Source organism: Streptomyces scopuliridis RB72, assembly GCF_000718095.1.
GTDB classification, from domain to species: Bacteria; Actinomycetota; Actinomycetes; order Streptomycetales; family Streptomycetaceae; genus Streptomyces; species Streptomyces scopuliridis.
In genome coordinates, this window is sequence record NZ_JOEI01000017.1 from 53,051 (window position 1) to 77,715 (window position 24,665).

The 24,665-nt window shown below is 69.2% G+C and carries 14 protein-coding genes and 1 tRNA gene; 7 read left to right on the forward strand and 8 right to left on the reverse strand.

Going from position 1 to position 24,665, the window contains the following annotated elements:
- The first annotated feature begins 14 nt into the window (after positions 1-14).
- Positions 15-1,556: an MFS transporter gene (locus IF11_RS0121850; RefSeq protein ID WP_030353367.1), complete on the forward strand. Its 1,542-nt coding sequence runs from the start codon at positions 15-17 to the stop codon at positions 1,554-1,556.
- A gap of 30 nt (positions 1,557-1,586) precedes the next feature.
- Here the strand turns inward: IF11_RS0121850 and IF11_RS0121855 are convergent, their stop codons facing one another.
- Both IF11_RS0121855 and IF11_RS0121860 read right to left on the reverse strand, forming a co-directional pair.
- Positions 1,587-2,066: a GNAT family N-acetyltransferase gene (locus IF11_RS0121855; RefSeq protein ID WP_030353368.1), complete on the reverse strand. Its 480-nt coding sequence runs from the start codon at positions 2,064-2,066 to the stop codon at positions 1,587-1,589.
- 42 nt (positions 2,067-2,108) lie between these two features.
- Complete coding sequence (locus IF11_RS0121860; protein WP_037728261.1) at positions 2,109-3,035, reverse strand: aminoglycoside phosphotransferase family protein; 927 nt, start codon at positions 3,033-3,035, stop codon at positions 2,109-2,111.
- On the opposite strand from IF11_RS0121860, the gene IF11_RS0121865 reads away from it, so the two are divergent.
- The 3 genes from IF11_RS0121865 (at position 3,034) to IF11_RS0121875 (ending at position 6,400) form a co-directional block, all read left to right on the forward strand.
- A complete protein-coding gene (locus IF11_RS0121865) occupies positions 3,034-3,771 on the forward strand; it encodes a rhomboid-like protein (protein WP_240627498.1) in 738 nt (245 codons plus the stop codon). The genes IF11_RS0121860 and IF11_RS0121865 overlap by 2 nt on opposite strands.
- Positions 3,768-5,222, forward strand: coding sequence for an NAD(P)/FAD-dependent oxidoreductase (locus IF11_RS0121870; RefSeq protein ID WP_051746123.1), 1,455 nt, complete (start codon positions 3,768-3,770; stop codon positions 5,220-5,222). The genes IF11_RS0121865 and IF11_RS0121870 overlap by 4 nt, the downstream gene beginning before the upstream one ends.
- A gap of 155 nt (positions 5,223-5,377) precedes the next feature.
- On the forward strand, positions 5,378-6,400 hold the full coding sequence (locus IF11_RS0121875) for an alcohol dehydrogenase (protein WP_030353372.1): 1,023 nt from the start codon (positions 5,378-5,380) through the stop codon (positions 6,398-6,400).
- A gap of 48 nt (positions 6,401-6,448) precedes the next feature.
- On the opposite strand, the gene IF11_RS0121880 is transcribed toward IF11_RS0121875, so the two are convergent.
- The 6 genes from IF11_RS0121880 to IF11_RS0121905 all read right to left on the reverse strand — a co-directional run bounded on the left by IF11_RS0121880 (position 6,449) and on the right by IF11_RS0121905 (position 21,894).
- Complete coding sequence (locus tag IF11_RS0121880; RefSeq protein ID WP_030353373.1) at positions 6,449-7,642, reverse strand: cytochrome P450; 1,194 nt, start codon at positions 7,640-7,642, stop codon at positions 6,449-6,451.
- The gene (locus IF11_RS0121885; protein ID WP_420894549.1) at positions 7,596-9,329 is read right to left on the reverse strand and encodes a phytoene desaturase family protein; all 1,734 of its coding nucleotides are present in this window, start codon (positions 9,327-9,329) and stop codon (positions 7,596-7,598) included. Before IF11_RS0121885 ends, IF11_RS0121880 begins: the two co-directional genes overlap by 47 nt.
- Positions 9,330-9,343: 14 nt before the next feature.
- Entirely contained in the window at positions 9,344-11,005 is a 1,662-nt protein-coding gene (locus IF11_RS0121890; RefSeq protein ID WP_030353375.1) for a phytoene desaturase family protein, read from the reverse strand.
- Positions 10,995-20,486: a non-ribosomal peptide synthetase/type I polyketide synthase gene (locus IF11_RS36865; RefSeq protein ID WP_051746124.1), complete on the reverse strand. Its 9,492-nt coding sequence runs from the start codon at positions 20,484-20,486 to the stop codon at positions 10,995-10,997. The genes IF11_RS0121890 and IF11_RS36865 overlap by 11 nt, the downstream gene beginning before the upstream one ends.
- Before the next feature lie 117 nt (positions 20,487-20,603).
- Positions 20,604-21,431 carry a sterol desaturase family protein gene (locus IF11_RS0121900; RefSeq protein ID WP_030353377.1) on the reverse strand — a complete coding sequence of 276 codons (828 nt, stop codon included), beginning with the start codon at positions 21,429-21,431 and terminating at the stop codon, positions 20,604-20,606.
- A 389-nt stretch (positions 21,432-21,820) separates the two neighbouring features.
- Positions 21,821-21,894: transfer RNA gene (locus tag IF11_RS0121905), tRNA-Thr, on the reverse strand.
- A 205-nt stretch (positions 21,895-22,099) separates the two neighbouring features.
- Between IF11_RS0121905 and IF11_RS0121910 the strand changes: the two genes are divergently transcribed.
- The 3 genes from IF11_RS0121910 to IF11_RS0121920 all read left to right on the forward strand — a co-directional run bounded on the left by IF11_RS0121910 (position 22,100) and on the right by IF11_RS0121920 (position 24,662).
- A complete protein-coding gene (locus IF11_RS0121910) occupies positions 22,100-23,224 on the forward strand; it encodes an ABC transporter ATP-binding protein (RefSeq protein WP_030353378.1) in 1,125 nt (374 codons plus the stop codon).
- Between the two features lie 233 nt (positions 23,225-23,457).
- A complete protein-coding gene (locus IF11_RS0121915; protein WP_030353379.1) occupies positions 23,458-23,880 on the forward strand; it encodes a hypothetical protein in 423 nt (140 codons plus the stop codon).
- Between the two features lie 38 nt (positions 23,881-23,918).
- A complete protein-coding gene (locus IF11_RS0121920; protein ID WP_030353380.1) occupies positions 23,919-24,662 on the forward strand; it encodes a nucleotidyltransferase family protein in 744 nt (247 codons plus the stop codon).
- Positions 24,663-24,665: the final 3 nt, after the last annotated feature.

Genomic DNA, 24,665 nt, shown 5'->3' on the forward strand with positions numbered 1-24,665 from the left:
GAGGGACGATCTCGATGAGTGACCCGCCGACATCCGGCACCCGGCCGGACCCCGAGCCCGGCGCCGCGGTCGACACCCACCGCTGGTGGGCCCTGGCCGTCATCGCGACGGCCCAGCTCATGGTCGTACTCGACGCCACCATCGTGAACATCGCCCTGCCCTCCGCCCAGCGCGAACTCGGCCTCACCAACGGCAACCGGCAGTGGGTGATCACCGCGTACACCCTCGCCTTCGGCGGTCTCCTGCTGCTCGGCGGCCGGATCGCCGACCTCGTCGGCCGCAAACGCACCTTCATCGTCGGGCTGATCGGCTTCGCCGCGGCCTCCGCGATCGGCGGCGCGTCCACCGGCCCCGAGATGCTCTTCGCCGCCCGCGCGCTCCAGGGCGTCTTCGCCGCGCTCCTCGCCCCGTCCGCGCTCTCCCTGCTCACCACCACCTTCACCGGTGGCAACGAGCGCGCCAAGGCGTTCGGGATCTTCAGCGCCATCGCGGGCGCGGGCTCCGCCATCGGGCTGCTCGTCGGCGGCGTCCTCACCGAGTTCCTCAGCTGGCGCTGGTGCCTCTACGTCAATGTCCCGATCGCCGCGATCGCCGTCGTCGGCGCGCTCACCCTCCTCAGCGACCGGGCGGGCACCAAGGGGGCGCACCTCGACATCCCCGGTGTCGTCCTCGGCTGCGGCGGGCTCGTCGCCATCGTGTACGGGCTCAGCGAGGCCCAGGCGCACGGCTGGACCGCCCCGCTCGTCCTGGGCCTGCTCCTCGGCGGGGTCGCGCTGCTCTGTGTCTTCGCCTGGTGGCAGACCCGCTCGCCGGGCCCGCTGCTGCCCCCGCACATCATCCGCGACCGCAACCGCGGCGGCTCGGTGCTCACCATGTGCCTGACGACGATCGGGCTGTTCGGGGCGTTCCTGTTCATGACGTACTTCTTCCAGAACATCCTCGGCTACTCACCGCTCAGAACCGGTCTCGCCTTCCTGCCGCTGACCTGCGCGATCGTCATCGGATCCACACAGATCTCCGCCCGGCTGCTGCCCCACGTACCGCCGCGGCTGCTGCTCGGCCCCGGGCTGCTGCTCGCCGCGGGCGGGCTGTACTCGCTGACCTTCATCGACACCCACTCCAGCTACCCCACCCACATCCTGCCCGGCACGCTGCTGCTCGGCCTGGGCCTGGGGCTGACCTTCATGCCCGCCATCTCGACGGCCACCATGGGCGTCGCGCCGAGGGACGCCGGGGTCAGCTCGGCCACCGTCAACACGGCGCAGCAGGTCGGCGGCTCCATCGGTACGGCACTGCTCAACACGCTCGCGACGACCGCCACGGCGACGTATCTGACGACCCATCTCGCCGCGGCGGAGCGGCGGGCGGCGCCGAGGGGAGGGCTCACACCGGCGCAGAAGGCCGACATCGTGAACATCGGGACCGTGCACGGCTTCACCGTCGCCATGGGCTGGGCGGCCATCATTCTGGTGGGCGCGGCGCTGATCGCCGTACTGCTCGTCAACGGCGGTTCGCCGCGCAGCCGGGAGGCGGCCGAGGCGGCACCGGCCGCCTGACCGCCCACGTACCAACTCCGCACAGACCACCTATCGGGTGGGTGCGCCCAGGGCGCCCAGCGCCCCGTCCGTCAGCCGGAACACCGTCCACTCGTCCTGCGGCAGCGCGCCCAGCGACCGGTAGAACGCGATCGACGGCTCGTTCCAGTCCAGGACCGACCACTCCAGCCGCTCATAGCCGCGCTCCACACAGATCCGCGCCAGCTCGGTCAGCAGCGCCTTGCCGTGCCCGCCGCCGCGCCGGTCGGGACGTACGTACAGATCCTCCAGATAGATGCCATGGACGCCGCGCCACGTCGAAAAGTTGAGGAACCAGAGCGCGAACCCGACCGGCTCCCCGTCCTCCGTCTCCGCGATATGCGCGAACGCGGCGGGCCGCTCCCCGAACAGCGCCTCACGCAGCTGCTCCTCGGTCGCCCGCGCCTCGTCCAGGGCCTTCTCATACTCCGCGAGCTCACGGACCATCGCGTGGATCACCGGAACGTCGGCGGGTGTGGCAGTACGAATCATGGCCACAGACTCTCTTGCCGCCCGGCTGTCGCGCCAGCCGGGCTACCGCGCCAGCAGCGACCGGGCGATCGACACCTGGTCCGGTCGCAGCGCGTGCTCGCCGTCCGCCACCTGCCACAGGCTGTTCTGGAGCACCCGCCCCAGCGTCCAGGCCCGCGCCCGCTCGCGGTCGAGACCCAGCACCTCCGTCATCAGGTCGAAACGCCACAGCGTCTCCGCCGCGTCGAACCGGTTGGCGAGGGCCGGCATCAGCTCGAACCCCGGGTCGCCCGCCAGCGGCTTCGGGTCGATCGCCAGCCACGGTTCCCGCTGGTCGGCGGGGTACGACGCGAGCACGTTCTCGTAATGCAGATCCCAGTGCAGCAGCCGGTCCCCGGGCTCGCCCGCCACCTCACGCACCGCCGCCGCGCAGTCCCGCAGCAGCCTCCGCTCACCCTCGTCGGGCAGCGACCGCGAGACCGCCGGTACGGCGTCGAGCATGCGCGCGGCGATGTCCCCCAGCCCCCGCATCCCGGCCGGGGCCCGCACCGACGTCAGCCGCGCCAGCAGCTCCGCGATGATCCGGACCGCCTCCCGCGAGTCCACCTCGCCCAGATCACGGGGGTCGAGCCGCTCCAGCAGCAGCGTGCCCGTCTCCTCGTCGTACCCCAGCAGCCGTACCGCGCCGTCGCCGCCCCACACGCGCAGCGCCACCGGCTCCCCGGCCGTCTCCTCGTCCGGATTCTGGAGCTTCAGCACGGCGGGCGTACCGTCCGCCCGCTCCACCGGCAGCACCAGCGCGCACATGCCGTACATCGAGGGGCCGGTACGGCGCAGCTCCCACCGCTCCAGGAAGTCCGCCGCCCGGCCCGGCAGCGCCGCGATGAAGGCGCGGCCCGCCTCGCCCAGGAACTTCGACTGTGTTTCCGCCAACTCCACCGGAATGTCAATCACGTCACCGATCCTACGGGCGTGGGTGAATCGGCCCATGCGCCGTTTCCTCCCCCGGGCACACCAGGCACACCAGGCACCCCGGGCACCCCGGGCCCGCCGCCAGGCCCGCCGCGCGGTCCGCGCCGGAATCGTCTGGATCACGAGCGCCCCCGGCACCTATCTCTGGCTGGCGGCCCTCTTCGTCACCACCGTCGCCCTGCACCGCATGTCACCGGGGTTCGAAGAGGACTTCCTGCGCCAGCGCTCCACCAACATCCATGAGCTGTCCACCGACCCGGTGCGGGTCCTCATCGCCAGCGCCTTCTGGATCGACGGCGGCCGGTGGGCCCCGTACGCCGTGCTCTACACGGTCTTCCACGCCCCGGCGGAACACTGGCTCGGCACGGCGCGCTGGCTGGCCGTCGTCGCCCTCGCGCATGTCGGCGCGACGCTGATCAGCGAGGGCGTCCTGGCCTGGGCCATCCGCCATGGTCACGCCCCGCAGTCCGCCGTGAACACGCTGGATGTCGGGGTCAGCTACGCGCTCGCCGGCGTCGTCGCCGTCCTCACGTACCGCGTCCCGAAGCCCTGGAATCTGCCCTATCTGGGCGCTGTCCTCATCTTCTTCGGCACTCCCCTGATCGCCGACCGCAGCTTCACGGACCTCGGCCACTTCGCCGCTGCCCTGATCGGCCTCGCCTGCTACCCGCTCGCCCGGGGCCGGGGCCGGAACCGGGGCCGCCGCCGAAACCTGGACAGACGTACGGACAGCGGTGTACGAACACCCTCATGACCAGCGCGAACAACGGCGGCAGCGGCAGACGCGGCGGCGACGCCCCAAGCCATGACTCCACGAGCAACGGCGGCATCTCCTTCTGGTACGCGAGGGACGGCATCCCCGCCCCCCGCGAGCCGCTCCCCGGCGACGCGAGCGCCGACGTCTGCGTCGTCGGCGGCGGCTACACCGGCCTGTGGACGGCGTACTACCTCAAGAAGGCCGTCCCGTTCCTCAACATCACGGTCCTGGAAGGCAAGTTCTGCGGCTACGGAGCCTCCGGACGCAACGGCGGCTGGCTCTACAACGGCGTCGCGGGCCGTGACCGCTACGCCAAGCTGCACGGCCACGAGTCCGCCGTACGCCTCCAGCAGGCCATGAACGACACCGTCGCCGAGGTCATACGCGTCGCCGACGAGGAGAAGATCGACGCCGACATCCACCGGGGTGGCGTCCTTGAAGTCGCCCGTACGCCCGCGCAGCTCGCCCGCCTCAAGGCGTTCCACGCCGTCGAGCTCGCGTTCGGCGAGACCGACCGCACGCTCCACGGCGCCCGCGAGACCGCCGAGCGCGTCCGGGTCACCGGAGCCGTCGGCTCCAGCTGGACGCCGCACGGCGCCCGGCTGCACCCCGTCAAACTGGTCAAGGGCCTCGCCGCGGCCGTCGAGGCGCTCGGCGTCACGATCCACGAGTCGACGCCGGTCACCGAGATCAAGCCGAAGCACGCCATCACCCCGTACGGCACGGTCCGCGCGCCCTACATCCTGCGCTGCACCGAAGGCTTCACCGCGACCCTCAAGGGCGCCCGCCGCGCCTGGCTCCCGATGAACTCCTCGATGATCGCCACCGAACCGCTCCCCGCCGAGATCTGGGACACCCTCGGCTGGGACGGCCGCGAAACCCTCGGTGACATGGCCCACACGTACATGTACGCGCAGCGCACCGCCGACGACCGCATCGCCCTCGGCGGCCGCGGCCACCCGTACCGCTACGCCTCCAAGGCGGCCCGCCTCGGCCACCCTTCCCGCACGGAGCCCGCCACCATCGAGGCCCTCCGCGACATCCTGGTCGACTTCTTCCCCACCACCGCGGGCGTCCGCATCGACCACGCCTGGTCCGGTGTCCTCGGCGTCCCCCGCGACTGGTGCGCCACCGTCGCCCTCGACCGCACCACGGGCCTCGGCTGGGCCGGCGGCTACGTAGGCTCCGGCGTGGCCACCACCAACCTCGCGGCCCGCACCCTCCGCGACCTGATCCAACAGGACTCCGGCCAGTCGGGCCCCACGGACCTGACCACCCTCCCCTGGGTCAACCACAAGGTCCGCAAATGGGAACCGGAACCCTTCCGCTGGCTCGGCGTCCACAGCATGTACGCGGCCTACCGCACGGCCGACCGCGAGGAATCCACCACCTCCGCCCCGGAAAGCCACCCCATAGCGCGCGTGGCCAACCGCGTCTCGGGCCGCTGATCGCGAGATACCGCCGGCCGATTCGACGGCCGATTCGACGGCCGATCCCGCACTGACCTGCCCAACGCGCGGGATCGGTCCGGAGCTGGTCCCCTGGAAGGAGGGGGTTGTCGTTATTCCAGTACCCGTCGGCACGCCAGAACCCGGGGAGCGAGATGAGCACCTATCGAGTCGCGCAGGTGGCCGCCGCGGGCGGGCCCTTCGAGATCACCGAGCGCGAGACAGCACGGCCGGGCCCGGGCCACGTACGGATCGCCGTGGACGCGTGCGGGATCTGCCACAGCGACGCCATGTTCGTCGACGGCCTGCTGCCGGGCGTCCGGTTTCCGCTGGTTCCCGGGCATGAGATCGCCGGGCGCATCGACGAGCTGGGCGCGGGGACGGAGAACGCCTGGCAGGTGGGCGACCGGGTCGCGGTGGGCTGGTTCGGTGGCAGCTGCCACCACTGCACGCCCTGCAGACAGGGCGACTTCATGGTGTGCGACAACCTGAAGGTCCCCGGTTGGACCTACGACGGCGGCTTCGCCGAGTCGACGATCGCCCCCGCCGACGCCCTGGCCCGGATCCCCGACGCCCTGGCGGCGACCGACGCGGGACCCATGGCCTGCGCGGGGGTCACCACGTACAACGGACTGCGCCGCAGCTCCGCCCGGCCCGGCGACCTGGTCGCCGTACTCGGCATCGGCGGCCTGGGGCATCTGGGGGTGCGCTACGCGGTCGCCATGGGCTTCGAGACCGTGGCCATCGCCCGCGGGGCCGACAAGGCCGATTTCGCCAAGCAGCTCGGCGCCCACCACTACATCGACAGCACGGCGGACACCACCGTCGCCGAGGCGCTCCAGTCGCTCGGCGGCGCCAAGGTCGTCCTGGCCACCGCGGCCAACTCCGACGCCATCACGGCGACCGTGGAGGGCCTGTCCCACCGCGGCGAACTGGTGGTCATCGGCGCGTCCGCCGAACCGCTGGGAATCACCCCGGCCCAGCTGCTCATGCGCGGCAAGATCATCCGCGGCCACCCGTCCGGCACCGCGCAGGACGTGCAGGACACCATGGCGTTCAGCGCCCTGCACGGCATCCGCCCGATGACCGAGACGGTCCCGCTGGACAGCGCCACCGAGGCATACCAACGCATGCTCTCCGGCGCCGCCCGCTTCCGCATGGTGCTCACCCCGCACTGAGTCCGGCGGGGGTCAGGCAGGTGAGGGGCGGCCGGCCCACACGGCCGGCTACCAGTCGACCGGCAGCTCGTGGAGGCCCTTGAGCATCGCCTCTGTCTTCCAGCGCAGCTCGCCGTCGGACACGGTCAGTTTCAGCGCGGGCATGCGGTCCAACAGAGTTCCGAGTGCGACTTCGAGCTCCAGCCGTGCCAACCGCGCTCCGACGCAGAAGTGCGCGCCGTGCCCGAAGATCAGGTGCGGGGCCTCCGGCACTCGGTCCAGAACGAGCGTCTCGGCGTCGCGGAAGACCGCCGGATCCCGGTTGGCCGCCGACAGGTCGACCAGTACCGGTTCCCCCGCGCGGACGAGGACTCCACCGACTTCGACGTCCTCCGTCGCGTACCGGGGGAAGCCGAGGCCGTTGGGCATCGGTACGTACCGCAGCATCTCCTCGACTGCCGCCGGGATGTCCGAAGGGTGCTCACGCAATCGCGACAGCCACTCGGGACGACGCAACAGCAGATAGCAGAAGTTGGGGATCTGGTTGTAGGTGGTGACGAACCCCCCGGTGAGCAGCTCGACGGCGAGCTTGACCACCTCGTCGTAGGAGAGCCGCCCCTCGTCGTGCGCGCGCACGAGGCAGGTGAGCAAGTCATCTCTCGGCTCACGGCGGCGCAACTCCACCAGATCGGTCAGGTAGGCGAAATACGCTCCCGATTCGGAGGCGAGCTCCTCTGTGTCCACGACGTGGGCCAGCATGACTTCGAGCCACTTCCGGATGCGATGGCGATCCTCTACCGGGACGCCGAGCAGATCGCAGATCATGGCGATCGAGAGCGGGAAGGCGAAGTCCTGCACGAGGTCGCCCGGTGGTCCCGACTCCTGCAACCGGTCCAACAGCCCCTCTGCGACCTCGCGCACCTGGACCCGCATCTGGTCGATACGGCGCGCGCTGAAGTGCCGGGCCACCACACCGCGCAGCCGGAGGTGCTCGGGCCCGTCGGTGGAGAGCAGCCCGTCGCCGCCCGGTGCGAGTGCCCTCATCCGGGGCTGGTCCCGTTCCACTCCGGCGGCCAGACTGAACCGTGGGTCGGAGAGGACGAACCGCGCGTCGGCGTACCGGGTGACCAGCCAGGCGTCCTCTCCATAGGGCAGCCGGACCTTCGGCGGCGGCCCGGTCCGCAGTTCGGTGTAGAGCGGTGAGAGCTCCAGGGGCTCAGCGGACGTGAACGGATACGGGAGCGGCTCCGGTTGTGTGCTCATCAGGGTTTCCATCCTTCCCATGGGGTCCTACGGGGATGACGACGTGGGTCGGGGGTGGCCCCGTCTCGTCGTTATGGGCGGTGAACGTTCTGCCGTCGTCGCGGCAGACGAACTGCATGACGTGCCGGCCCGCGGCTGCCGCGCGGATAAGGCCACCGGTGGTGGCCCAGACACCGGAGATATAGAAGTTCTCCAGGCCCGGGAGGGTCGGCCCGTACTTCTTGACGGCCTTTTCCATTGCTTCGCCGCCCTCCACGAACGGCTGCCAGCCGAGAACGGTCCCGTCGTAGTTCCCGGTGTAACGGACCTGGGTGAGCGGGGTCGACAGGTCCCGCACCGCGACGGAATCCCTCAGTCCGGTGAACCGCCGGTCCAGGAAGCGCAGCAGCGCATCGCGCACCTGGTGCTTGGCGTCGTAGTACGCCCGCCCGCGCCGCACTGGCAGGGTGTGCAGTTCTTTTCCGCCACGGCTGCGGGTGTGCTGTTCAGGGCCGGCGCTCAGCGCGCGCCAGGGATCGATGTCGCTGAAGTAGGTGGCGTAGATGACGGTCGTCCGCTGCGGCGACAGCTCCGGGTAGTGCTGGCTGCGGAACTGGACGTTGATGCTCGGATGGCGGATGCCCACGAACTGAGCTGCCTCCTCTTCGGTCAGCAGATAGGTCGTGCACGGATCGCCTTCGGGAAAGGGGTGCCGCAGCCCGAGGAAGAGGGCGACGTAGCCGGGGAAGACCATGCCTGGCTCGTCGATGACCGTGGTGTAGAGCCGCCGGTACTCGTCGTTGAGGTAGCGGCCTCCCAGGAGCTTCATCGTGGTGGCGTGCCCGTCGCACGCCGAGACCACGATGTCGGAGCGGAACTCCTGCCCATCGGTGAGCCGTACGCCCACAGCCCGGTCGCCCTCGACGAGGATCTCCTCCACCTTCGCGTTGTACGTGACCTCGCCGCCGAGCCGCAGATAGCGCTGCTCGATCGAGGTCGCCAGCCCGAGTGACCCGCCCTCCGGCACCCCGGCCGAGAGATTGGCATGCGCGGCCAGCTGGAAGTAGAACGGCAGTACAGGAAAGGCGGAATGCTTCTCGTAGAGGACGAAATTGAACGCCTCACGCAGCAGCGGGTCACTGAACTCCGCGGAATAGTCGGTCATGAGGGTACTGATCGACTTACGGATGACGTTGAAGTAGGGGACGAAGGATGCCAGCATGCGCCAGCGCTCGGCGTGCCCCATCAACCCGACCGGTTTGAGGAAGGGATACGAGGCCAGGCACTTACGGAATTTCCGTAACCCCGAGCAGAATTGGCGAATCAGCTTGGCGTCGGCCGGAGAGATCTCCAGCAGATGGGCTTCGAGCCGGTCGGGGTCGGAGTAGAAATAGACCGCTCTGCCGTCCCGCCCGCGCACGATGTTGAAGACGTCGAAATGGCGCATCTGCTTGCCTTGGAGCGCGCCGAGCTCCAGCCAGATCTGGTGCATCTCATTGCCGGGCCCGTTGCCGAGCAGCCAGCTGACGCAGCAGTCGAAGGTGAAGTCTCCGCGGTCCCACGCGGTGCAGCAGCCGCCCGGGGTTTCGTGCATCTCGAAGATCTGGGTCCGGTAGCCGTTCATCTGCGCGTAGCAGCCGGTGGACAGCCCGCCCAGACCGGCCCCGATGATGATCATCGTCTCCCGGTCGCGGCCCTTTCGCGGCATCGTCACGCCCCTCCTCACGTCATGCTCTTGTCGAGCTGGGGCAGCGGGCCCAGCTTCCCGGGGTGCCACGCCTCGCCGTCCGTGCTCTCCCACGCCCTGAACTCCAGGCCCAACTCCTCGCAGATGTACTGGGTCACGAATCGACCGCCGACGGCCACACGAATCAAGCTGCCGCCTGTGAACCACTGACCTGCCAGGGAGAAGCCGTCGAGTCCCGGCAGCCGCAGACGGTCTTCGTTGATCAACCCCTGCAGCAGGCTGTCGGCGTCGGTGAAGGACTTCCAGGCGATGATGCTGCCGTGCAGATTGCCCGTGTAGCGCTCGGTGGTCACGGGGGTGGCGACGTCAACGACCTCGATGCGGTCGGCGATCCCCGGATGGCACCGCTCAAGGAATTCCCGGACGAACTCCCCGACCTCTCGTTTGCGCTCCCAGTACTTCCTGCGGTCGGTGCGGCGCAGCGTCTTCCAGGAGGCGTAGTCGCTGAAGTAGTTGCAGTAGATCACCGACTTGCCGGCCGGTGCGACCTCCCCGGAGTAGCGGGAGCGCAGCTGCACCACCAGGCTGTTCTGCATGACTCCTGGCAGCCGGGCGCTGTCGGCCTCGGAGAGGAGATGGGTCGTGCTGTGGGGGACGTCCGGCTCGACGTCCCCCTTGTAGCCGACGAACACCGACACCACGCCCGGGTGGACCACCTCAGACGTGTCCAGCACCAGCTTGAAGAGCTCCTTGACCTTGGGGCTGGAGTAGCGGCCGTCCAGCAAGCGCTCCATGGTCGCGGCGCCGTCGCAGGCCGACACGATGTGGTCGGCGTAATGCCGCTCGCCGTTGCGTAGCTCCACGCCGACAGCGCGGTCGTCCTCGATCAGGATCCGTTCCACCCGGGCGCGATAGTCGATCCGGCCGCCGAGGGCGGTGTAGCGCTCCTCGATCGAGCGGGCCAGACCCAGCGACCCGCCTTGCGGGAACCCGGCGTTGGACCGGCGGGCCCCTGCCATGTGCAAGAGAAAGGGCAACAGCGGGAAGTCGTGGTCCTGGTAGAAGATGAACGGCAGCGCGCGGCGCAGCAGCGGGTCCTGGAAGCGTGCGGCGAAGGATGCCATGGAGGTCCCGACGGTGCGCTGGAGCAGTTCCTGCACAGGCAGCGTCTTCCGCAGGGCCGCCGTCCTCTCTTCCGCCGTCTGCAAGGGCGCGGGCTTCAGGGACGGCTCAAGATTGACGTCGGCGAACCGCCGGAGATCACGGCAGAACGAGCGGATCACCGGCGCGTCCACCGGTGAGAGACGCAGCAGGTGCCGCTCCAGTCGGTCGGGATCGTTGTAGAAGGCCACCGAGCGGCCGTCTTCGCCGGCGACCGTGTTGAACATGTCGAAGTTCTGGACGGTCTTTCCGTTGAGGGCGCCCAGCTCGCGCCAGATCTGGTTGGCGTTGTTGCCGGGGGCGGTGCCGGTCAGCCATTCGATGCAGTAGTCGAAGATGTAGCCGTCGCGAGACCACGATGTGCAGCAGCCCCCGGGCAGGACGTGTTTCTCGAAGATGCGGGTTTCCATGCCGCTCATCTGGCCGTAACAGCCGGTGGACAGCCCGCCGAGACCTGCTCCGACGATGATGACGCGCGGTGCGGACCCGGAGAGGCGTTCTCGGGCACTCCACTGCGCCCTGGCACTACGCCCCATGTGGGGCTCCTTCCATCGCGGGGGAGCGCGTCAGGACACCGCGCACCAGCTGGGCGTTGTGCTCGATACGTCCTGGGTCGAGCATGTCGGCGTGGACGCCGGCGCCGCGGAGCACCTCGTTACGGGTGGTCGAGGCACCGTGCCAGCTCCCGCTCTCGCCCGCGGCGTAGAAGGCGGCCTTCTGTTCGTCGGAGATAACGGCAACAAGTGCGTCCACCGTCCCGAGGTTGGGGGTGCGGCCGCAGAAGTCGAGGTAGTCCTTGGCCTGGTCGAGGGTCTCCTGAGCGACGGTGTCGGACCCGGTGTGCTTGTGCAGGTGCTCACGGAGCTCCCGCCCGAAGGCCTCAAGGTGCTCGGCGCCCGGGGTGTAGGAGGCCTGGTTGCGGTAGGAGTCGACGATGACGACATCGCTCACCTCCCGCCCGCGCCGTTCGAGTTCCTTGGCGACCTCGAAGGCGAGGTTGCCGCCGAGGGAGTAGCCGAGCAGCGCGCAGGCCCCCTCGGGCCGGAGCGAGCCGATCAGGTCGGCATAGCGGGCGACCTTGTCGTCCCCGGCGACGTAGTTGAACGCCACGAGCTCGCACTCCGGCAGGTGCTCGGCGAACCGCCGGTAGATCAGGCCGTGTCCGCCTGCGGGCGGGAAGCAGAAGACCGTTGGTCCCGCCCCGCGGTTGAAGCGGAGGTACGGCTGAGAGCCCGGCAGGCGGCCGGTGATGATGTGCTCGACCGTCCTCGCCATCCCGTGCAGCGTCGTGACCTTGAAGAGCTGGCTGACCGGGATGCTGATGTTGAACTCGCTCTGCAGTCCGTGGATCAGCTCGATCAGCTTGATCGAGCTGCCGCCGATCTCGAAGAAGTCGTGCTGGAGACTGACCTCTTCCACACCGAGCAAGGTCGCCCAGTGGTCGGCCATCCGCGTCTCGTAGATCGTCACCGGAGGCTCGTATGCTTCCTGGCCGGCCGCGAATCGCGGCTCGGGCAGTGCGGCGACGTCGACCTTGCCGCTGGGAGTGAGAGGCAGTTCCCGCAGTTCGGTGAAGGAGGCGGGAATGAGATACGTCGGCAGGTGCTCGCCGAGGAATCGACGTAGCTCTCGCCAGTCGAGCGTCGCACGTGGTCCTGCGACGCCGTACGCGCAGAGCGTTTTGTTGCCGCGACCGTCCGGCCGGGCGACGACGACCGCCTGGGCGAGGTCGGGCCATTGGGCCAGCTGCGCTTCGATCTCACCGACCTCCACCCGATGGCCACTCACCTTGACCTGGGAGTCGGCGCGGCCGAGAAGCTGGACCCGGCCGACGGCGTCCCAGCGGGCCAGGTCTCCGGTCCGGTAGAGGCGTACGGGTGCTGCGCCGCCGTCACCACCGAGGGTGCGGCTGATGAAGCGCTCGGCGGTGTGCTCGGGTTCGGAGAGGTAACCAGTGGTGACCCCGGTGCCGCCGATCCACAGCTCGCCCGAGACGCCCGGCGGTACCGGTTCGCCGTACTGGTCGAGGATGTATACCTCGGTGCCGGGGAACGGTCGTCCGATCGGCACCATGCGGCCCGGTTCCAGATCGTCGGTCGGACCTTCGAAGTAGGTGCTGTCGATGGTGGCCTCGGTGAGGCCGTAGGAGTTGACCAGACGGGTGTCCGGGCCGCAGAGGACGCGCAGCCGGTCGTACTCCTCGACCTTCCAGGTGTCCGAGCCGACGACCAGCAGGCGCATGAAGTCGAGGCGGGCATCGCCGCGCTCACAGTGGGCCATCAGGCCGCGGACGACGGAGGGCACGAACTCGGCGCAGTCGACGCGTTCGGCGCGCATCGTCTCGTACAGCCGAGCCGTGTTGAACAGCAGCTCGCGGCCGATCAGCACCAGGGTCCCGCCCGAGCACAGGGCACGGACCAGGTCGCCGGTGAAGACGTCGAACGACGGGCTCGCCAGCTGCAGATGGACGCGGACATCGGTGTCGAGGCGGTACTCCGCACGCCAGGCAAGGTTGGCGGACGCGATGTTGCGATGGCTGACCCGCACAGCCTTGGGACGGCCGGTGGACCCTGAGGTGTAGATGACATAGGCCGGGCCGTCCATGTCAACCCTCGGCTCGGTCGCCTCGGGCGGTTCAGTCGCCGTGTCGGACAGCTCCGCCAGGGTGAGCACGCCCGGGTGCGCGGCGAAGCGCTCGCGGCCGGGGCCGTCGACGACGACGTGCGCGGCCTCGGCGTGGGCGACCATGTATGCCAGCCGGTCGGCCGGGTTGTCGGGATCGAGCGGCAGATACGCGCCGCCCGCCCTGAGGACCGCGAGCAGCGTGACGATCAGCTCGGTCGACTTCTCCATGCAGACGGCGACCACCGAACCGTCGCGGACGCCCAGCTCCCGAAACCGCCGCGCGCGGGTGCGGCTTCGGTGTTCGAGCTCGGCGTAGGTCATGCGCCGAGTCGCACCGTGCTCGGTGGGGACGCGGACGGCGGTCGCCTCGGGATGCGCGGAGGCGACTCTGCTGATCAGCTCGTGCACCGGCACGTCGGGATCAACGACCTGGCGTGCGGCGCCGCTCCAGTCGCCGAGAATCCGCCGGCGTTCCCGGGCGCCCAGCAGCTCCAGTCGGTCGGCCGGGGAGGTGGCGGGCACGCGCGTCAGGGCGTCGAGGAGGGAGACGTAGTGCGCGGACAACCGCCGCATCGTCTCAGGGAGGAAGAGGTCGGTGTTGTACTTGAAGACGCAGTGGAATCGCTGGTCCGCCTCGTCCTCGTACACCGACAGCGTGAGGTCGAACTGGCCCTCCTCCTCGGGCAGCTCGATGTACTCCAGACGGTATCCGTGGTTCTCGGTGGCCACCTTGTGGGTGAGCAGGATGAACATGGCCTGAAAGACCGCGGACCGGCTCGGGTCGTGCTGGAGGCCCAGCTCCTCCACGAGCAGCACGAACGGGTACTCCTGGTTGTCCAGGCCGCCGAGCACGGCGTCGCGGACGCGGGCGAGGAGCTGCTCCACCGACGGCTCGTCGCCCAGGTTCACGTGAAGCGGCAGCGGGTTGACGAAGTAGCCGTAGACGGAGGCGAACTCCTCCTGGGTGCGGCCCATCACCGGGCTGCCGACGACGATGTCGTCCTGCCCGGAGTAGCGGTGGAGCAGGACGTAGTAGGCGCTGAGCAGCACCATGAAGACGGTCACGTTGTGCTCGCGGGCCACATCGTGGACGCGGGCGCTGAGCTCGGTGTCGAGCACGAAGAACTCGGACGCGCCGTTGTGCGTCTGGACAGCTGGGCGGGGCTTGTCGGTGGGCAGGTCCAACACCGGGACATCGGCCGGCAGATGGGCCTTCCAGTAGTCGAGCATTCTGCGCGCCTCGGGCCCGGCGAGGAACTGGTTCTGCCAGTTGAGGAAGTCGAGGTAGCGCGCGGGGACGGGCGGCAGCTGGGCGGCGCGGCCCTGGCGCAGCGCCTCGTAGACCGCGAGCAGCTCCTTGATGAAGGTGAAGGTCGAGATCGCGTCGGAGACGATGTGGTGGACGGCCTTCATCAGCACCCAGCGGTCGGGGGCGCGCTGGAAGAGCCGCAGCCGGACCAGCGGATCGCGCTCAAGATCGTACGGCTTGCGGTATTCGCGCACGATCATCGAGTGGACGACATCCCACTCCACGCCCTGGACGTCGAAGTGGGCGACATCCTGCCGCAGAGCGGCGTCGGCGGCGGGAGCGACCTTCTGCACCGGCTGCCCGCCCTCGTGGGTGAAGTTGGCGCGGAGGCTCGGGTGGCGCTCGATCAAAACGCGGAAGGCATCGAACATCAGCTCGGGGTCGAGCTCCACGCGCACCTCGACCGCTCCGCCGATGTTGTAGGCGAAACCGTCGGGGTTGAGCTGCTTGAGGAACCACAGCGCCTTCTGGTTCTGGGTCAGCGGGTGCCGTCCCTCGTCGTGGAACAGCTCGACCGCAGCGCCGGCGGCGGATTCGCCTCCGTCGGCCGTCACCAGCTCCGCCAGTCCCTCGTACAGCTGGTCGATCAGTTCGGTGACCGAGGCACCACTGAGCAGCGTGACGACGGGCAGGGCGAGGCCCAGATCGGCGTAGACGCGGGAGCGCAGCTCCATCGCGAGAAGCGAGTCCAGGCCGAGCGCGCCCAGGGCGGAGTCGAGGTCGATCTGCTCGGCCCCCACCCGCAGCACGCTTGCGACCACCGCCGAGAAGCGCTCGGTCAGCAAGGCTCGACGGGGCGCGTCGCCCGCGTCGCGGAACGAGTCGAGGAAGCTGCTCTGTTCCACCGCCGAGGCGGTCGGACCGCCCACGGCGGCGGCCAGCTCGCGCACCAGCGGTGGCGGGGATACGTACCAGGCGAGGAAGACCGGCCAGTCGACGACGGTGGCGACGAGCAGTTGCGCGCGATCCTGTCCGATGACGCGTTCCAGCACGGCCATCCCTGCCTCGGGCGACAGCGAGCTCATGCCGCGGCTGCCGCGGTAGTGCTCGATGAGCCCGAGTTCCTCGATCATGCCGGTCGCCCAGGGGCCCCAGTCGAGGCTGAGGCCGGGCAGGCCGCGGGCGCGGCGATGGTGCGCCAGCGCGTCCAGGAACGCGTTCCCCGCGGCGTAGTTGGTCTGCCCGGCGGTCGTCAGCAAGGAGGCGATCGACGAGAAGAGCACGAAATGGTCGAGTGGTTCGTCACTGAGGTGCCGGTGAAGGAGGTACGCGCCGAGAACCTTGGGGTCGTGGACGGCCTCGAACGCCTCCCCGTCCATCTCGGGCAGGAGAGTGTCACGGACCTGGCCGGCCAGATGGAAGACGCCACGGATCCGCGGCGATTCGAGCCGCCGGTACTCCGCCAGCCAGGCTGTCAGGCTCGCCTCGTCGCAGATGTCGAGGGGCGCCAACATGGGCTGGGCGCCGAGTGTCTCCAGCTCCTTGACGAATCGGATGGCCCGGCCGGCAGCCGAATCGGCAGCGACCTCGCGCCACCGCCCTCGGTCGGGCAGCCGGGTCCTGCCGACGAGAATCAGACGCCGTGCGCCCCAAGCGACGAGGGCGCGGCAGAGCAGCCGGCCGAGCGCCCCGAAGGCGCCGGTCACCAGATAGGCTCCGTCAGCGCGCAGCCGCAGCGGCAGCGGACGGGTAAGGCCGGCGGCCGGCATGAGCCGGCTGGTGTAGCGACGGCCGCCGCGCAGCGCGATCTCGTCCTCGTCGTCAGCCGCGCCGTGGGCAGCCATCACCTCCCGCAGCAGCGCCTGGGCTTCTGCCGTGCGGGCGGCGCCGTCACGGCCGGTGGCGGGATCGAGATCGATCAGTTTCCCGCGGTGGGCGGTGAGCTCCTGCTGCCACAGCACACGCCCGATACCCCAGGCCGGAGCTGACAGCGGCTCGACCGGATCTCTGGTCGCGACGGCCTGGCTGCCCCGGGTGACGATGTGCAGTCTGACGCCCGGCAGCGCGGATCGCAGCGTCTGGGCCAGAGCGATCAGGGCGTAGCCCCCGACGCCGGAAAGCTCGCGCAGTTCGTCGGCGGTCGACACCGCGTCGACCGCGGGCAGATCAAGGTTCCACAAGTGCACGACGTGGTCGTACGGGCGGGCGCCGTCGGCGCGCAGTTCGGCGAAGAGGCGGTCCAGGTCGGCGGCCGAGCCCGGTCGGACCGTCGACTCCCGCAGGTCGTCGGCGATGCGGTAGGCGGTCCCTGGGCGCACCAGATGGCAGTCTCCGCCGCGGGTGGCGATCAGTGCCGCGAGCTCGTCGGCCACACCTTGGGCGTCGGCGAGGACCAGGCAGTGGGGCACGGCCGTCGCGCTCGGCGCGGCGGTCTCTGTCGGGTACGGCGTGTCGATCCAGGAGACGTCCGCCAGCCAGGAGTCCACGGTGCTCAGGCTGACGGTGGCGGAGGCCTTCTCGACATCGGCGGCCCGGAATCCGCTGACACGGCCGAGGGATGCGCCGTCGTCTCCGTATACGGCGATGTCGCCCGTGACTTCACCGTCCCTCTGGCGGGTGACGGTGGCGTGCGCCCACAGTGGACGGTCGCCGACGGCGGCCATCCGCACCTCGTCGATCGACAGCGGCAGCCGAATGCCCCCCACGCTCCCTGTCGTGTCTTCCGCTTGCAGGAGCTGCGGGGTCAACAACGTCTGGAAGCAGGCGTCGAGCAGGACCGGGTGCATGTGATGGTGGGCAGCGTCCGCTTCGATCGGCTCCGTCGGACGGATCCGGGCCAGCGCCTCGTCGGGGCCGATCCACACTTCTTCGATGCCCTGGAACGCGGGGCCGTAGTGGTAGCCGAGCGCCGCCAGGGCGGCATAGCAGTCAGCGCCGTCGAGGTGGCGCAGGCTGCGCGCGCGCACCGGGTCGGCATCGAGCCGGTCCATGCCGGGAGCGTGCTGCCCGGAACGGACGATGCCGCGCGCGTGCACGGCCGGCTCCCGGACATCACCGGTCGGCACCGTGGCGACGGTGAACGCGGCGTTGACCGCGGAGAAGGAGAGCTGCACGGTCGTGGTGTCGCCGCCAGCCCCGTCGACAGCGTTTTCACCGTCTGCTCCCGCCGACAGGAAGAGCGCCTTGCGCAGCTCGATGTCGGCGAACACGGCCTCGCCGCCGGTCATCGCGCGCACCGCCTGTGCCGCCATCTCGACATAGCCCGCCGCCGGGAACAACGCGCTGCCCTGGATGCGGTGATCGCGCAGATAGGGCAGAGCCTCGACGTCCAGCTTGGCCTCCCAGGCCGGTTCCGCCGTGGCCAGACGACGGCCCAGCAGCGGGTGCTCGCGTCGACCGAGCCGGATCTGCTCGACGGACTTCGGCTCCGTCCAGTACCGGTCCCGCTTCCAGGGATAACGAGGCAGCGTCACCGGCCTGCCCCGCGGGTGCAGCACCTCCCAGGCGATATCGACACCGACGTTGTGAAGAGCCGCGAGGGAGAGGACGAACTGAAGTCGCTCGTCCTCCTGGCGACGGATCGAGGGGATACTGCGTCCCTCGGCGCCTTTGGCGGTCAGGCATTCATCAATCGAATGCCCCAGAACGGGGTGTGGGCCGATCTCCAGGAAGAGGCGGTGGCCGTCGTCGACGAGGCGGTCGACGGCGTCGTGGAAGCGAACGCTGTCGCGCACGTTGCTCCACCAGTAGTCCGCGTTCAGCTCGGAGCCGTCGGCCGGCCCGCGGGCCGCCGCCTCCCGGCCTCCGGTCAGATAAAGCGGCACCTGTGCGGCGCTGGGCTTCAGCCCGGCGAGTGAGGACAGCAACTCGTCCTTGATCGGGTCCATCCGGGGGCTGTGGTAAGGCACCCGCACAGCGAGGAATTTGGCGAAGACCTCTTCCGCCTGGAATTGATCGGCGAGCTCCGCGAGCGCCTCCTCGTCTCCAGCGAGGGTGATCGCCGTCGGGCTGTTGACGGCGGCCACCGACACACGGTCGGCATACGGCCGCACGCGCCGCTGGGCTTCGTCCTCCGAGAGGCTCACGGCCAGCATCGAGCCGGTGTCCACGAGCTTCTGCTGGAGGCGGCTGCGGTGGACGACGACCGTGACCGCCTGCCGCAGGGTGTACACGCCCGCCTCATAGAACGCCGCGGCCTCGCCGGTGCTGTGGCCGACGATGGCGTCCGGACGGACGCCGCGGCTGCGCCACAAGGCCGCGAGACCGACCTGGACAGCGAAGTTGGCCGGCTGCGCCAGCCAGGTCTCGCTCATCTGCGATTTCACTTCGTCGGCGAACAGCTCCTCCACCAGCGACCAGCCGGCGAGTTCTTGGATCTCGCGGTCGCAGCGCTCGACCGCCGCGCGGAAGACCGGCTCGGTCGCGAACAACTGCCGCCCCATTCCCCACCACTGCGGCCCCATGCCGGTGAAGACCCAGACCAGCCGCCGCTGCCGGTCCTCGCGCCGCTGGCCGAGCACGACATGAGGATGCGTTTCGCCACGCAGATAAGCGTCGAGGGCCTCTTGCAGCGACGCACGCGAGTCGTAGACGATCGACAACCGCGATTCGAGGTGCTGCCGACGGCGTGCCAGGGTGTAGCCGATGTCGATCAGCGACACGGCCCGACCACGAGCACGTGCGGACAGCTCCTCGCGGATGCCCGCGGCGACTTCCGGCAGGAGCGCCGGGTCGCGCGTGGTCAGCGGAAGGATCGAATATCCGGGTACGGCGGAGTCCGCGTCCCGCACTGCCGCCTCCGCGCCCTGCGCGGCGCCATAGCGCGTCGGCGCGGCTTCGAGCAGAACGTGCGCGTTGGTACCGCCGAAGCCGAAGGAGTTGACTCCGGCGCGCGCGGGCCCGTCGTGCTCCGGCCAGTCGACCGCCCGGGTCGGGATCTCGTAGGGCAGCGCGTCGAGGTCGATCGCGGGATTGAGCCGGTCGAGGTTGATGTGGGGCGGGATCTTGCGGTGCTTCAGGCAGAGAGCGGTCTTGATCAACCCGGCGATACCGGCTGCTGATTCCGTGTGCCCGATGTTGGTCTTGACGGAGCCGACGTAGCAGGCAGCGCCGGGTTTCCTCCCGATCGACAACGCCCGCCCCAACGCGGCTGCCTCGATCGGATCGCCGACCGGGGTCGAAGTGCCGTGGGCCTCGACGTACTGCAGGCTGCCGGGCTCGATGCCCGCGCCGGCGCAGACCCGCTCGATCAGGGCGACTTGGGCGTCGGCGTTCGGCACGGTGATGCCGCCCGTGCGGCCGTCCTGATTGACGCCGCTGCCGATGATCACCGCATGGATCGGATCGCCGTCGCGCAGGGCGTCGTCCAGGCGTTTGAGCGCGACCAAGCCGACGCCTTCGGCACGAACGTAACCGTCTGCCGATGCGTCAAAGGCGCGGGAGCGGCCGTCCGGCGAGAGGAAGCCGCCCTTGGTCTCCGCGATGGTGTACTGGGGCGCCATGTGCAGCAGCGTGCCCCCGGCGAGGGCGAGGCTCGTCTCGCCACGGTTCAGGCTCTGGCAGGCCAGGTCAACCGCCACCAGCGAGGAGCTGCACGCCGTATCGAGGGAGACACTGGGGCCGCGGAAGTCGAAGCAGTAGGAGACGCGGTTCGACACCATCGTCATCATCGTTCCGGTCGCGGTGTGGGCGGCCAGCGTCTCGAACCCCAGGTCGGCGAATTGCAGGATCTTGTAGTCGAGCGTGAACGCGCCGACGAAGACACCGACGTCGTGCCCCGCCAGCTCGGCCGGCTTCTGCCCGCCGTCCTCCAGCGCCTCCCAAGCCACCTCCAGCACCTTGCGCTGCTGCGGGTCCATGTGCGCGGCCTCGCGAGGGCTGATGCCGAAGAAAGCCGGGTCGAACTCGTCAAAGCCGTCGATGTAGCCACCGCGTCCGCCGACCAGCCGGCCGGGCTTGGTCTTGTCCCGGCTCCCGAGGGTCGTGATGTCGTACCGGTCCCCCGGCGTCATCGTGATGCAGTCCCTGCCGTCGAGCAGGTTCTGCCAGAACGTCCGGTAGTCAGAGGCGCCACCGGGCAGCCGGCAGCCGATTCCGATAATCGCGATCTTGTCGCGGGAGACGACGTTGCGTGGGGCCGACATGGCCGAATCCTTGAGTTGTCGTGACGTGGCGGTATGCGTAAACGGGCAGCGCTATGGCCTGACCGTGGCGAAGGCCGACCACTGCCAGGCGGGCAGGGCGTGGGAGGTGGTGCGTCGTTAGGTGGTGGGACTTCTCCATGCCTGGAGATGGCTGGCGAAGACGGCCTCGGTGCTCGGGAAGGAAGCGGGGTCATGCAAACCCACTGCGACCGGTTTTCGGCCTGGATACCAGGTGTAGCTGCGGAACACTCGGTCCCAGACAGTCAGATCGGAGCCGAAGTGGCCGGCCTCTGAGAGATTCGTGCTGTGATGCAGACGATGCTGTTCCGGGCCGGCGAACACGTAGTTGAGCCTGCCGATGCGCACGTCGATGTTCGCGTGGGTGAAATAGCCCTGGGTGACGACGAAGAGGCCGATCACGAAGACGCTTTCCCGTGAAAATCCGAGCAGGCTCAGCGACAACTGCACCCCGCCCTGCGACAGCAGGACGTCCAGGACGTGGTTGACGCCGTTGTTGGCGACGTTGACCTTCTCCGGCACGTGGTGGACGCCGTGCAGCCGCCACAGCCAGGGGTTGGTATGGCACCACCGGTGCACCAGATAGCTGGCCAGCGAGCCCACCAGCAGCGCCAGCGGGATCTCCGCCGCCAGGGGCAGCGCCGGCTCGGCCGGGGACACGACGGCGACGAGTGCCGCCACCAGTAGTTGCGCGGTGATGGCGCCGAGGGCGGTCAGCAGGAAATAGACGCCGTACCAGCCCCATTCACGGCGGTCAGGGTGCCAGGCGCGGTCATAGGGGATCACCCGCTCCAGGATCAGCAGATAGGCGATGACCCCGAACTGGAAGCCGAAGGTCGCCAATCCGGGATCGAGGCCGTGGTGCAGAGCCACTGCAGCCACGACGACCGTCGCCAGAAGCAGCAGGGGATAGGCCGTACGACGCATCCACACGACGACCGCTCCCTCTCTCCAAGTCCCGGTGTTCCACGCTTCGTAACCGCCCCACACGACATTCCGTAACGCCATGACGACTAAAAGTGATGAAGCGACATTCGTAAGGAGCGCGCGAGGTCTCGTGACCGTTTTCGAGATCGTGAAGCGAATGCCGGATGATCACGCCCACTCTTTCGGGAGGGCGGAGTGTGCTCCCGGCGGCTGGATCCTGACCATGCGCCGTCAAGAGCGGTACGTGGCTGTTCACTTTCACAAAACGGGCGTCCTGGTCTACGGGTGGGACACCAACGCCACCATGACCGCACCTTCCCGCGGTCGGTCGAGCCGGCAAAGGAAGGCCAGGCCGAGGAGCAAAACCCCCCTGACCTGGCCTTCGCCGGAGCCCCCTGTCGGATTCGAACCGACGACCTACGCATTACAAGTGCGTTGCTCTGGCCAACTGAGCTAAGGAGGCGTGCCCGAGCAGTGTAACCGGCTTCGATCACCACCCCGCCCAGGAATTTCGTTCGGGCAGGACTACTGACAGATCAGTAATGGACAGGTACCGTCACCTCAAGTTCACCCAGGTGGACTAGACCCATCCTTCGCCCCCCGGCGGAGGACCCACTCCTTTACTCGGATCGTCCGGCACGTTCCTGCCGGTGAGGGGACACATCGCCATGGCAACTGTCTCGTTCGACAAGGCAACCCGCGTATACCCGGGTTCCACCAAGCCCGCTGTCGACCAGCTGGAGATCGAGATCGAGGATGGCGAGTTCCTCGTCCTCGTCGGTCCGTCCGGCTGCGGCAAGTCGACCTCCCTGCGCATGCTCGCGGGTCTTGAGGACGTCAACGGCGGCGCCATCCGGATCGGTGACCGCGATGTCACGCATCTGCCGCCGAAGGACCGGGACATCGCCATGGTGTTCCAGAACTACGCGCTGTACCCGCACATGTCCGTCGCCGACAACATGGGCTTCGCGCTCAAGATCGCCGGTGTGAACAAGGCGGAGATCCGCAAGAAGGTCGAAGAGGCCGCGAAGATCCTCGACCTCAGCGAGTACCTCGACCGCAAGCCGAAGGCGCTCTCCGGTGGCCAGCGGCAGCGTGTCGCGATGGGGCGCGCCATCGTGCGTGAGCCGCAGGTGTTCCTCATGGACGAGCCGCTGTCGAACCTCGACGCCAAGCTCCGTGTCTCGACCCGTACGCAGATCGCGTCGCTCCAGCGCCGCCTCGGCATCACGACCGTGTACGTGACCCACGACCAGGTCGAGGCCATGACCATGGGCGACCGGGTGGCGGTTCTCAAGGACGGTCTGCTCCAGCAGGTCGACTCGCCGCGCAACATGTACGACCGCCCCAACAACCTCTTCGTCGCCGGCTTCATCGGCTCCCCGGCCATGAACCTGGTCGAGGTGCCGATCACCGACGGTGGTGTGAAGTTCGGCAACAGCGTCGTACCGGTCTCCCGTGACGCGCTCGCCGCCGCCGCGGACAAGGGTGACAAGACCGTCACGGTCGGTGTCCGTCCCGAGCACTTCGACCTCGCGGAGGAGAGCGGCGCCGGTGGCGCGCTGTCCAAGGACGCTCCGGCCGGTCTGGCCGTGACCGTCAACGTCGTCGAGGAGCTGGGTGCCGACGGTTACGTCTACGGCACCGCCGACCTCGGCAGCGAGAAGAAGGACCTCGTGGTCCGCGTCAACGGCCGCGCCGTACCGGACAAGGGCGCCAAGCTGCACGTCGTCCCGCGCGCCGGTGAGACGCACGTCTTCTCGACCTCGACCGGTGAGCGGCTGACCGACTGACCGGGGCAGACAGGCCGGGCGGCTGACGCGCCCGCAGGGGCCTCCCGCCCGAATTCGTCCGCACGGCCCCGCACTCCGGTGCGGGGCCGTACGCGTGTGTCGACAAATACCCCGGCAGACAGGCCATTTCGGACAGGTCACGTCAACACCCGATTCGAAAAGTCCGGTCGAACCATCCCTCGCACGAGTGACTAAATGTCGCCAAATCATCACTGACCGCTACGCTCGCCTGCGTGACCCACACAGCCCGCCGTATCGGCCGAACTCTCGCTCTCGTACTGCCCGTCGTCCTGGTGCTCTCCGGGACCCTCGCGGTCGCCCGTGTTCCGTGGGCGGCCAGCAACACCGAGTCGCAGGTCCTGACCGCCTCTTCGGACACCGCCTCGGTCCGGGCCAAGTCCCGTACGCCCCAGGATATTCTGCGCGACCAGCTCCTCGTGGAGCTTCAGGAGAAGGATCCGGGCATCGCCCTGACGCACCTTCAGCGGCAGGTCGAGGAGCGCCCGTCGCTCGCCAAGCACTGCATGTCGATCGCGCGGGCCCTCGGCCGCGCCGCCGTGGCCTCCTACGGCCCCACGCGCGCGCAGTCCTTCTCGCGTCCCGTGTGCGACACGTCGTTCGCGTTCGGCGTCTCCCAGCAGACCGCGGGGAGCTGACCGCCGGCTCCCTGCCCGGCCCGCCTATCGTTCACGGCATGCATACGTATCCGACGCAGGCCGTGGTTCTCGCGGGCGGCCAGGGGTCGCGGCTGCGCCCGTACACCGATGACCGGCCCAAGCCGATGGTCGAGATCCCCGGAACAGGGACCCCGATCATCGGCCATCAGCTTTCCTGGCTCGCCGCCGAGGGCGTGACCGATGCCGTCATCTCGTGCGGCCATCTCGCCGAAGTCCTCCAGGAATGGCTGGACTCGGCGGATCTTCCGCTGCGTGTCACCACCGTGGTGGAGCCCGAGCCGCTGGGGCGCGGCGGCGGCCTCAAGTACGCCGCCGCGCGTCTGCCCGCCCCCGATCAGCCCTGGTACGCCACCAATGGCGACATCTGGACACGTTTCTCGCTGCGCGACATGGCCGCGTTCCACTCCGAGCGCGACGCGACCGCGACGCTCGCCCTCGCCCGGCCGCGCATCCCGTGGGGAGCCGTCGAGACGGACGAGTTCGGGCATGTCCTCGACTTCATCGAGTCGCCCCCGTCGCCGTATCTGATCAACGCGGGGGTGTACGTGTTCTCCTCGGGCTTCGTCGAGTTGCTGCCCGACCGCGGCGACCACGAGCGGACCACCTTCCCCCGGCTGGCGCGGCAGCGCCGGCTGGCGGGCTTTCCGCTGCCGAACGGGGCGTACTGGCGGGCCATCGACACCGCCAAGGACCTCACCGAGGCGGCCAAGGAGCTCGCTTCCGGCGGCCCGGGGCGTCCCGGGAGCCCTGCGGGGGTCTGACAG

What these genes read in the sequence shown, in the direction of transcription:
- IF11_RS0121880 (WP_030353373.1), bottom strand. Translation starts at nt 7,642, where the DNA reads ATGAGCACACAACCGGAGCCGCTCCCGTATCCGTTCACGTCCGCTGAG.
- IF11_RS0121920 (WP_030353380.1), top strand. Translation starts at nt 23,919, where the DNA reads ATGCATACGTATCCGACGCAGGCCGTGGTTCTCGCGGGCGGCCAGGGG.
- IF11_RS0121885 (WP_420894549.1), bottom strand. Translation starts at nt 9,329, where the DNA reads ATGCCGCGAAAGGGCCGCGACCGGGAGACGATGATCATCATCGGGGCC.
- IF11_RS0121865 (WP_240627498.1), top strand. Translation starts at nt 3,034, where the DNA reads ATGCGCCGTTTCCTCCCCCGGGCACACCAGGCACACCAGGCACCCCGG.
- IF11_RS0121860 (WP_037728261.1), bottom strand. Translation starts at nt 3,035, where the DNA reads ATGGGCCGATTCACCCACGCCCGTAGGATCGGTGACGTGATTGACATT.
- IF11_RS0121900 (WP_030353377.1), bottom strand. Translation starts at nt 21,431, where the DNA reads ATGCGTCGTACGGCCTATCCCCTGCTGCTTCTGGCGACGGTCGTCGTG.
- IF11_RS0121910 (WP_030353378.1), top strand. Translation starts at nt 22,100, where the DNA reads ATGGCAACTGTCTCGTTCGACAAGGCAACCCGCGTATACCCGGGTTCC.
- IF11_RS0121855 (WP_030353368.1), bottom strand. Translation starts at nt 2,066, where the DNA reads ATGATTCGTACTGCCACACCCGCCGACGTTCCGGTGATCCACGCGATG.
- IF11_RS0121890 (WP_030353375.1), bottom strand. Translation starts at nt 11,005, where the DNA reads ATGGGGCGTAGTGCCAGGGCGCAGTGGAGTGCCCGAGAACGCCTCTCC.
- IF11_RS0121875 (WP_030353372.1), top strand. Translation starts at nt 5,378, where the DNA reads ATGAGCACCTATCGAGTCGCGCAGGTGGCCGCCGCGGGCGGGCCCTTC.
- IF11_RS0121870 (WP_051746123.1), top strand. Translation starts at nt 3,768, where the DNA reads ATGACCAGCGCGAACAACGGCGGCAGCGGCAGACGCGGCGGCGACGCC.
- IF11_RS36865 (WP_051746124.1), bottom strand. Translation starts at nt 20,486, where the DNA reads ATGTCGGCCCCACGCAACGTCGTCTCCCGCGACAAGATCGCGATTATC.
- IF11_RS0121850 (WP_030353367.1), top strand. Translation starts at nt 15, where the DNA reads ATGAGTGACCCGCCGACATCCGGCACCCGGCCGGACCCCGAGCCCGGC.